We start from the raw sequence: 9,672 nt of genomic DNA, 5'->3' as shown, positions 1-9,672 counted from the left end.
GAACAATCATTCCAGGAAAGCCCCCGCACCTCGGTGCGGGGGCTTTCCTGCGTTCAGAGGCGGCCTGTGGCCTTCAGTGCCAGATAGGCGTCCGCCAGGGCCGGCGGCAGGTCGTTCGGGGTCGCGTCGACGACAGTGACTCCGTGGCGGGTCAGCTGTTCGGCGGTGCGGTGTCGTTCTGCTTGGGCCTGGGCTGCCGCGGCGGCCTCGTACACGGCTTCCGTGCTGCCCCTGGCCTGGGCCATGCGCTCTATGTGAGGGTCGGAGACCGAGGCGACCAGGACCGTGTGGCGCTGGGTGAGGCGGGAGAGCACGGGAAGCAGGCCCTCCTCGACGGGGGCCGCGTCGAGGGTCGTGAGGAGCACGATCAGTGAACGGCGCGGGGCCGTGCGCAGGGCGGTGGAGGTGAGGCCCCGTGCGTCCGTCTCGACGAGTTCCGGTTCGAGGTGCGCCATGGCGTTGACCAGCGAAGGAAGGACATCGCCCGCAGCGCGCCCCTGGACCAGGGCACGTACGCGGCGGTCGTACGCCAGGAGGTCCACCCGGTCGCCGGCGCGGGAGGCGAGCGCTGCGAGGAGGAGGGCCGCGTCCATGGCCGCGTCGAGGCGGGGAGCGTCCCCCACACGGCCCGCCGCCGTGCGGCCCGTGTCGAGGACCAGCANTCCCCCACACGGCCCGCCGCCGTGCGGCCCGTGTCGAGGACCAGCAGGATGTGCCGGTCGCGTTCGGGACGCCAGGTGCGTACGGCGACCCTCGACCGGCGGGCGGTGGCGCGCCAGTCGATCGAGCGGGTGTCGTCGCCCGGGACGTAGTCGCGCAGGCTGTCGAACTCGGTTCCCTCTCCGCGGGTCAGGACGCTGGTGCGGCCGTCGAGTTCGCGCAGGCGGGCCAGTTTCGAGGGGAGGTGCTTGCGGCTGGTGAAGGGGGGCAGGACGCGTACCGTCCACGGGATCCTGTGGTTGCCCTGCCGGGCGAACAGGCCGAGTGGGCCGTACGAGCGGATGGTGACGCGGTCCGCCCGGCGGTCGCCGCGGCGGGTGGGGCGCAGACGGGTGGTGACGCGCCGGCGTTCGCCGGCGGGGACCGTCACCTCATGGCGTGAGCGGGCGACTTCCGTGCCGGCTTGCCAGCTGCTGGGAGGCCAGGCGTCGCGGATGCGGGCACGCAGGGGGCGGCCGGACGGGTTGGTGACGGTGAGCGTGACGTCGGCGGTCTCGCCGAGGCGTACGGAGGTGTCGCCGGACCGGGTCAGGACGAGGCGGCGTACCGGGGCCGCCAGGGCGAAGTCGCAGGCGCAGGCCAGGGCCAGCGGCGTGTTGACGGCGAGGATGCCTGTCCAGCCGGGTTCCCAGAGGCCCACGGGGAGGGTGCCGAGGGCCGCCAGCAGGGCGGCGCGGCCGGTGAGGGCCATCAGCGGGGGACGGGGACGTGGGAGAGGACCGCGTTGACGACCGAGTCGGCCGTCACGCCCTCCATCTCGGCCTCGGGGCGGAGCTGGACGCGGTGGCGCAGGGTCGGCAGCGCGAGGGCCTTCACGTCGTCGGGGATGACGTAGTCGCGGCCGGTCAGCCAGGCCCAGGCGCGGGCGGTGGCCAGGAGCGCCGTCGCGCCGCGGGGGGAGACGCCGAGGGTGAGGGACGGCGATTCGCGGGTGGCGCGGCAGATGTCCACCACGTAGCCGGTGATCTCGGGGGAGACCGAGGTCTTGGCGACGGCCGCGCGGGCGGCTTCGAGGTCCGCCGGACCGGCCACGGGGCGTACGCCGGCGGCGCGCAGGTCGCGCGGGTTGAAGCCCTCGATGTGGCGGGTGAGGACGTCGATCTCGTCCTGGCGGGAGGGGAGGGGGATCGTCAGCTTGAGGAGGAAACGGTCCAGCTGGGCTTCGGGGAGGGGGTACGTGCCCTCGTACTCGACGGGGTTCTGGGTCGCTGCGACCAGGAACGGCTCGGGGAGGGGGCGAGGGGTGCCGTCCACCGTGACCTGGCGCTCCTCCATCGCCTCCAGGAGCGAGGACTGGGTCTTGGGCGGGGTGCGGTTGATCTCGTCGGCGAGGAGGAGGTTCGTGAAGACCGGGCCGGGCTGGAAGGAGAACTCCGCGGTGCGGGCGTCGTAGACGAGGGAGCCCGTGATGTCGCTCGGCATCAGGTCGGGGGTGAACTGGACGCGCTTGGTGTCGAGTTCGAGTGCGGAGGCGAGGGCGCGGACGAGGAGGGTCTTGGCCACGCCGGGGACGCCTTCGAGCAGTACGTGACCGCGGCAGAGGAGGGCGACGACGAGGCCGGTGACGGCGGGGTCCTGGCCGACCACGGCTTTGGCGATCTCGGTGCGCAGGGCTTCCAGGGAGGAGCGGGCGGTGTCTGGCTCCCCGGTGTTCCCGGCGTTGTCAGTGGTCGGGGCCATCATGGACGGCGTACCTCTCTTTCGAGGGCGTCGAGTCGGTCGGCGAGAGCGATGAGGGCCGCGTCGTCGCGGGGCGGCGGCCCGAAGAGGAGGTCGTGCAAGGGCTGTCCTTCCCGGCGCAGCCGGGCGGACAGGGCGGGGAGCAGTGCTTCGGGCGCATGCGCCTGAGCGGGGGAGACACCGACGAGGGGGGCCAGACGGGTGCGGACGGTGGAGCGGAGGGCTCCCGCGGCACGGTCGCGGGCGTCGGCCTTGCGGTAGAGGCGGGCGCGGCCTTCGACGGTCTCGGAGGCGCGGATCGTGACGGGGAGCCGTTCGGGGACGAGGGGGCCGAGGCGGCGGGCGCGCCAGAGGGCGGTCAGGAGTGCGGCGACGAAGAGTTGCAGCGTGCCCCAGAGCCAGCCGGAGGGGACCAGGTCGAGGAAGTTGCGGTCGCCGGTGTCGGTGGCCGAGTCGTCGGCGAGCGAGGGGAGGTACCAGACCAGGTGGGGACGGGAACCGAGCAGTTGGAGGGCGAGCGAGGCGTTGCCGCGCTCGTCGAGGCGGTCGTTGCGGAGGATGTCGGGGGCGCCGAGGACGACGGTGTCGCCGTCCCCTTCGGCCGCCGGGATGCGCAGCAGGGTGGGCAGGCCGTCACTGGGGTAGCAGGAGTCGGCGCCGGGCGCGCCCGTCGTGTAGCGGAAGCCGCCCGTGTCGGCGGTGCCCGCCCGCCGGGCGGCGGGCAGGGCGCAGTTGGGCGCGAGCGCGGAGTCGGTGCTGGGCGTCGGGTCGGTGCCGACCCCGGGGGCGAGGGTGCCGAGGGAGGGGGTGCCGGGGGCGACGAGGAGGGTACGGCCGCCGGAGTTCCCGAACGCGTCGCGGAGGCGGTCCTGCTGGTGGTCGGTCAGCAGGTCGGGGCGGGCGACCAGGAGGGTCGTGCCGGGGCCGGCCGCGGTGCGGGCCTCGTCCAGGGTGGTGATCACGCGGGTGGAGACGTTCCGGTCGGCGAGCAGTTCGGCGACGGCGCGGCTGCCGGCGGGGTCGGCGGAGCGCGGGTCGAGGCTCCCGTGCCGGGCGTCGGAGCGTACGACGGCGATGGCGACGGCGGCCGTCAGGAGGACCACGAGGGCGAGCAGCACTCCGCGCGAGCGGGTCCACACCTGGCGGACGGTGGGCGAGGCCGAGGTGGTGGACGGGGCGGTGGCCTCGGAGGTCATTCGGCGGCCCCCTGGCGGGCGCTGTGGGCCGGGTGGGGGCTGCTGCTCATGAGGACCGGCCTGGTGCGTTCCAGGTCGCGGTCGAGTTGTGCGAGGCGGTGGTACGTCTCGGGGGCCGCCGTTCGCCCGCCGTACGTCACGTCGTCGAAGTCCCGGGCCGCGGCGCGCAGCCGGCCGGTGTGGGCGGGGAGGGTGCGGCCCGCTTCGGCGGCCGCCTCGTCGGCGGTGCGGCCGGGGCGGGGGTCGAGCAGGGCGCGTTCCTCCAGGGAGCGGACGACGGCGCGCATGCGTTCCTGGACGGCCTGGTTCCAGTGGCCCCGGGCGGCGTGCGCCTCGGCGGCCGCGCGGTGCTCGGCGGCGCTGCGCGGCCGGTCGTCGAAGAGCGGGGCGGTCGATGCGGGACCCCGGCGGGGGGAGCCGAGGCGCCACCACAGGGCGCCGAGGAGGGCTACGGCCGCCAGGACGATGACCAGCAGGCCGAGTCCGCCGCCGGGGGTCGCCGAGGAGGCGGCGTCGAGCAGTTTGCCGATCCACTCCCAGAAGGCGTCCAGGGCCCGGCGGAGCAGGCCGGGGTCGTTCTCGTGGTACATCCGCCGGGACAGTTCCCGTTCGGCGGCCTCCCGCGCGGGATCGCGCGGGACGGTCACCGGTGGTCCGCCGTCGGCGCGCGGCAGTGCGTGCAGGACCGCCGACAGTGCCTGCGCGGCCGCGTCGCCCGCGGGTGGCGGCGCCGGTACCGCTGTGGGAACTCCCCCCGCGGGACTCACTCGGTCAGCTCCCCGGGGTGGGTCCGGGTGCGCCGGAGCCGTGGTCCTGGACGCCGGCGGCGCGGGCCAGGTCGAGGTCGAGGGCCTCGCGGCGGATGCGCTGGTCGATGTAGAGGAGCACGGTGACACCGGCGGTGATCGGGAAGGTGAGCATGGATCCGATCACCGAGCCGACGCCGCTGACGATGAGGAACGTCCAGCCGAGGTCGCCGGTGCCGGTGTCGAGGAAGCCGCTGAGGCCGTCGCCGCTGAGCGCGGAGGCGAGGACGGTGAACGGGATCACGATGATCGACGCGAGGATGTTCGCGATGATCGTGGCGAGGAGCTGGATTCCGAAGACCCGCCACCAGGAGCCGCGGACCAGCTTCGCGGAGCGGCTCAGCGACTTGAGGACGCCCTGCTTCTCCAGCATCAGGGCCGCCGAGGCCAGGGAGAAGCGGATCATCAGCCAGAGCGCGACGACGAACGCGGCCAGACCGCCGAGGACGGCGAGCGCGACGGCGCCGTCACCGCCGCCCGCGGCACCGACGAGGATGCCGGGCAGGACGCCCACGGCGGTGGTCGTGACCGCGATGAGCGGGAGCAGGAAGGTCAGGCCGACGAGGCGGGGCAGCTGGGGCCTGGCGTCCTGCCAGGCATCGGAGGTGGTCACCGACGTGCCGAGGACGGCGCGACTGGTCACGGTCGTGAGCAGGGCCGTCGCGACGATGGTGCCGAGCAGGGTGATCAGGACGACGACGCCGGAGTTCAGGAGGGTGTCGCCCAGGGCGCGGGACAGTTCCTCGGCGGTGGCGCTGGGGTCGTTGAGGGTGTCGGTGGCGGCGCTGTCGTCCAGGACGAAGCCCTGGAGCAGGATCACACCGATCTGGGTGAGGACCGCGACGGTCAGCGAGATGCCGAGGACCGTGCGCCAGTGCGTGCGCATGGTCGACACGGCGCCGTCGAGGATCTCACCGACGCCGAGCGGGCGCAGCGGGATGACGCCGGGCTTGGCCGCGGGCGGGGGACCCCCCCAGCCGCCTCCCCAGCCGGGACCTCCCCAGCCGGGGTGGCCGCCCGGGCCCTGACCGTAACCGCCGCCGTGTCCGTGGTGGCCGCCCGGGGCTCCGTGGCCGCCGGGGGGCGCGCCCCAGCCGGGGCCGGGCGGGGGCGGCGGGGCCTGCGGCGGGGTGTCCTGCCGGCCGTCGGGCGAGGGCCAGTGGGCGGGCGGGGGCTGTTCCTTGGACCACTTCGAGCCCGGGCCGGACGGAGCGGGGCCCGGCCGGGCCGGTTCCTGCGCGGGTTCCGCGGGCCGGTCAGCGGGCTGTTCCTCGGGCCGGGCGGGGCCGGGGGCCGACGGATCCGGTCCGTCCGGCCCGTCGGAGGGGGCGGATCCGGGCGATGCCCAGCCCGGAGTGTCGTTCATCGTCGCTCCTTCACGGTGCCCGTCCGCGGTCGCGGCGGCAGGTTGGCTGCCATCGTGCCACGGTGCGGCCGGGAAGTGACCGGCCGCTCTCTGGGCTGCACACCTTCAATTGTCCGCCCGATACGGGGCAGACTGAGCAGATGGCTGATCAGTACGCGCAATTCCGCGAGGACAACCGGCTCATCGGTACACCTGCGATCCGGTGGGAGGAGCCGCCGGAAGGACCCGTGCTGGTCCTCCTCGACCAGACGCGGCTGCCCGTCGAGGAGGTCGAGCTGGTGTGCACGGACGCGCCCGCCCTGGTGGAGGCGATCCGCTCGCTCGCCGTGCGCGGGGCACCGCTGCTCGGGATCGCGGGCGCGTACGGGGTCGCGCTGGCCGCCGCCCGGGGTTTCGACGTCAGCGACGCGGCGGCGTCGCTCGCGAGTGCGCGGCCCACCGCGGTGAACCTCGCGTCCGGGGTCCGGCGCGCCCAGGAGGCGCACCTCGCGGTCCTGCGGGCGGGTGGCGACGAGCAGCGGGCGGCGGAGGCCGCGCTGGCCGCCGCGCGGGCGCTGCACCGGGAGGACGCCGAGGCCAGCGCCCGTATGGCCGTGCACGGGCTGGCGCTGCTCGATGAGCTGCTGCCCGGCGGGAACCACCGGATCCTCACGCACTGCAACACCGGGGCGCTGGTGTCCGGCGGGGAGGGCACGGCGTTCGCGGTGGCGCTCGCGGCGCACCGGGCGGGGCGGCTGCGCAGGCTCTGGGTGGACGAGACGCGTCCGCTGCTGCAGGGCGCCCGGCTGACCTCGTACGAGGCGGCGCGGGCCGGAATGGCGTACACCTTGCTCACGGACAACGCCGCGGGGTCGTTGTTCTCGGCAGGGGAGGTGGACGCGGTGCTCGTCGGAGCGGACCGGATCGCCGCCGACGGTTCGGTGGCGAACAAGGTGGGGACGTATCCGCTCGCGGTGCTGGCCAGGTATCACCATGTGCCGTTCATCGTGGTGGCGCCGTTGACGACGGTGGACCCGGACACCCCGAACGGAGCATCGATCGAGGTCGAGCAGCGCGCCGGTCACGAAGTGACGGAGATCACAGCTCCGCTGGTGCCCGTGGCGGGGGTCGAAGCGGGCGGCGGGGTGCCGGTGGCGCCCCTGGGGACCCAGGCGTACAACCCGGCGTTCGATGTGACGCCGCCCGAGTTGGTGACGGCGATCGTCACCGAGCATGGTGGTGTGTCGCCCGTGACGGCCGAGGCGCTCGCGGAGCTGTGTGACAGGTCACGCCAGGTAACGATTTAGTTAATGGGATGATGTCATTTATGAAGGGACGAGTCCTTGTCGTCGATGACGACACCGCACTGGCCGAGATGCTCGGCATCGTGTTGCGTGGTGAAGGTTTTGAGCCGTCTTTCGTAGCCGACGGCGACAAGGCGCTGGCCGCTTTCCGTGAGAGCAAGCCCGACCTGGTGCTCCTGGACCTGATGCTCCCCGGCCGGGACGGCATCGAGGTGTGCCGCCTGATCAGGGCGGAGTCCGGGGTACCGATCGTGATGCTCACGGCGAAGAGCGACACCGTCGATGTCGTGGTCGGCCTGGAATCGGGCGCGGACGACTACATCGTGAAGCCGTTCAAGCCGAAGGAGCTGGTGGCCCGGATCCGGGCCAGGCTGCGCAGGTCCGAGGAGCCGGCGCCCGAACAGCTCGCGATAGGCGATCTGGTCATCGACGTGGCCGGTCACTCCGTGAAGCGGGACGGCGCCTCGATCGCGCTCACCCCGCTGGAGTTCGACCTGCTGGTGGCGCTGGCCCGCAAGCCGTGGCAGGTGTTCACGCGCGAGGTGCTCCTGGAGCAGGTGTGGGGTTACCGGCACGCGGCGGACACCCGTCTGGTGAACGTCCATGTGCAGCGGCTGCGTTCCAAGGTCGAGAAGGACCCGGAGCGGCCCGAGATCGTGGTGACCGTGCGCGGCGTCGGTTACAAGGCAGGGCCGAGCTGACGTGTCCCGGGACAGTGCCGCTTCGGCGCCCGGCGAGCCCGGGGCCCGCTCGGAGCGGCCTGTCGGGCGGAAGGTGACGGGTCCCCGCTGGGGGCGCTCCGTGGAGGGAGGGCTGCTCCAGGGCGGGGTCCAGGGCAGCCCGGTCCTGCGGCTGTTCATGCGCTGGGTGCGCCGGCCGCTGCTGCCCGTGATGCGGCTGTGGCGGCGCAACATCCAGCTCAAGGTCGTCGTCACGACCCTGCTGATGTCGCTGGGCGTCGTCCTGCTGCTGGGCTTCGTGGTGATCGGGCAGGTGCGCAACGGCCTGCTGGACGCCAAGGTGAAAGCCTCCCAGAGCCAGGCCACGGGCGGGTTCACGGTCGCCAAGCAGGAGGCCGACAGCGCGGCGGGAGCGGGCGCGGACGACCGTGCCGGCCCGGACGACAACCCCGTCAAGAACGTCAGCGGCTGGATGAGCTCCCTCGTGGAGTCGCTCTCCAGCGGTGGTCAGGGCGCGTTCAGCGTCGTGACCCTCGGGACCACCTCCGCGGACAGCGACAGCAGGGGCCTGGGGCCGCGTGCCTCGGGCTACGTCGACCCCAGCCTCAGCGTGCCCCAGGACCTGCGCGAGCGCGTGGACGGCGGCACGGGCGCGGCCCAGAGCTACACGCGTGTCGTCTACACCAACGGCCAGGCGTCCCAGCCCGCGCTGATCATCGGCACGCAGCTCAACGACCCCAAGAGCGATCCGTACCAGCTGTACTACCTGTTCCCGCTCACGCAGGAGGAGAAGTCGCTCAGCCTGGTCAAGGGGACGCTCGCGACGGCGGGGCTGTTCGTCGTGGTGCTGCTCGGGGCGATCGCCTGGCTCGTGGTGCGCCAGGTCGTCACGCCCGTACGGATGGCCGCCGGGATCGCCGAGCGGCTGTCCGCCGGGCGCCTCCAGGAGCGTATGAAGGTCACCGGCGAGGACGACATCGCCCGGCTCGGCGAGGCATTCAACAAGATGGCGCAGAACCTCCAGCTGAAGATCCAGCAGCTGGAGGACCTGTCGCGGATGCAGCGGCGGTTCGTCTCCGACGTGTCGCACGAACTGCGCACGCCGCTGACGACCGTCCGGATGGCGGCCGACGTCATCCACGACGCGCGCGTGGACTTCGATCCGATGACCGCCCGGTCGGCCGAACTGCTCGCCGACCAGCTGGACCGGTTCGAGACGCTGCTGGCGGACCTGCTGGAGATCAGCCGCTTCGACGCGGGCGCGGCCGCCCTGGAGGCCGAGCCGATAGACCTGCGGGAGGTCGTGCGCAGGGTCATCAGCGGGGCCGAGCCGCTCGCCGAGCGCAAGGGCTCCCGCATACGGGTGACCGGGGACAAGCAGCCCGTGGTCGCCGAGGCGGACGCCCGGCGGGTGGAGCGGGTGCTGCGCAACCTCGTGGTCAACGCCGTGGAGCACGGCGAGGGCAAGGACGTCGTGGTCAAGCTGGCGGCGGCGGGCGGAGCGGTCGCGGTCGCGGTGCGCGACTACGGGGTGGGACTCAAGCCCGGTGAGGCGACCCGGGTGTTCAGCCGCTTCTGGCGGGCCGACCCGGCACGCGCGCGTACCACCGGCGGTACGGGCCTCGGCCTGTCCATCGCCCTGGAGGACGCGCGGCTGCACGGCGGCTGGCTGCAGGCGTGGGGCGAACCCGGCGGCGGCTCGCAGTTCCGGCTGACGCTCCCGCGGACGGCGGACGAGCCGCTGCGGGGCTCGCCGATACCGCTGGAGCCCAAGGACTCGCGGCGCAACCGCGGACTGAACGACGCGGGACTGCCCCTCGGCGGCACGCAGAAGCGGGCCACGGTGCCGGCGCAGTCCGCCGGGGAGCGCGCGGTGCCGCCGATGCCCGCGCGCGCGCCCGTGGTGGCGGGCGCCGTGGACCCGGCGGCGCTGCCCGGCAA

General features: G+C 73.7%; 7 protein-coding genes and 1 pseudogene. 3 read left to right on the top strand and 5 right to left on the bottom strand.

Translation table 11 applies throughout. The features are described from left to right. Window positions 1-53: 53 nt before the first annotated feature. The 5 genes and pseudogenes from KM933_RS37805 to KM933_RS37785 form a co-directional block, all read right to left on the bottom strand. Window positions 54-1,411 (bottom strand): annotated as a pseudogene (locus KM933_RS37805) (DUF58 domain-containing protein). After that, window positions 1,411-2,403: an AAA family ATPase gene (locus KM933_RS37800; RefSeq protein ID WP_221361769.1), complete on the bottom strand. Its 993-nt coding sequence runs from the start codon at window positions 2,401-2,403 to the stop codon at window positions 1,411-1,413. The pseudogene KM933_RS37805 and the gene KM933_RS37800 overlap by 1 nt, the downstream one beginning before the upstream one ends. Then, entirely contained in the window at window positions 2,400-3,596 is a 1,197-nt protein-coding gene (locus KM933_RS37795) for a DUF4350 domain-containing protein (protein WP_221361767.1), read from the bottom strand. Before KM933_RS37795 ends, KM933_RS37800 begins: the two co-directional genes overlap by 4 nt. Then, a complete protein-coding gene (locus KM933_RS37790; RefSeq protein ID WP_221361765.1) occupies window positions 3,593-4,363 on the bottom strand; it encodes a DUF4129 domain-containing protein in 771 nt (256 codons plus the stop codon). The genes KM933_RS37795 and KM933_RS37790 overlap by 4 nt, the downstream gene beginning before the upstream one ends. A gap of 4 nt (window positions 4,364-4,367) precedes the next feature. After that, complete coding sequence (locus tag KM933_RS37785) at window positions 4,368-5,768, bottom strand: DUF7847 domain-containing protein (RefSeq protein WP_221361756.1); 1,401 nt, start codon at window positions 5,766-5,768, stop codon at window positions 4,368-4,370. A gap of 140 nt (window positions 5,769-5,908) precedes the next feature. Between KM933_RS37785 and mtnA the strand changes: the two genes are divergently transcribed. The 3 genes from mtnA to mtrB all read left to right on the top strand — a co-directional run. Beyond that, window positions 5,909-7,054 (top strand): S-methyl-5-thioribose-1-phosphate isomerase, encoded by a 1,146-nt coding sequence (mtnA, locus tag KM933_RS37780; protein ID WP_221361754.1) that lies wholly within the window; start codon window positions 5,909-5,911, stop codon window positions 7,052-7,054. A gap of 8 nt (window positions 7,055-7,062) precedes the next feature. After that, window positions 7,063-7,752: a two-component system response regulator MtrA gene (mtrA, locus tag KM933_RS37775; protein ID WP_188114266.1), complete on the top strand. Its 690-nt coding sequence runs from the start codon at window positions 7,063-7,065 to the stop codon at window positions 7,750-7,752. 1 nt (window position 7,753) lies between these two features. Then, window positions 7,754-9,672 (top strand): MtrAB system histidine kinase MtrB (gene mtrB, locus KM933_RS37770; RefSeq protein WP_221361752.1); only part of this gene is annotated, 1,919 nt, incomplete at its 3' end.

The sequence above is a fragment of the Streptomyces beigongshangae genome (assembly GCF_019710745.1).
GTDB classification, from domain to species: Bacteria; Actinomycetota; Actinomycetes; order Streptomycetales; family Streptomycetaceae; genus Streptomyces; species Streptomyces beigongshangae.
The sequence above is the reverse complement of the archived record's forward strand: the minus strand, read 5'-3'. Positions and strand labels throughout refer to the sequence as shown.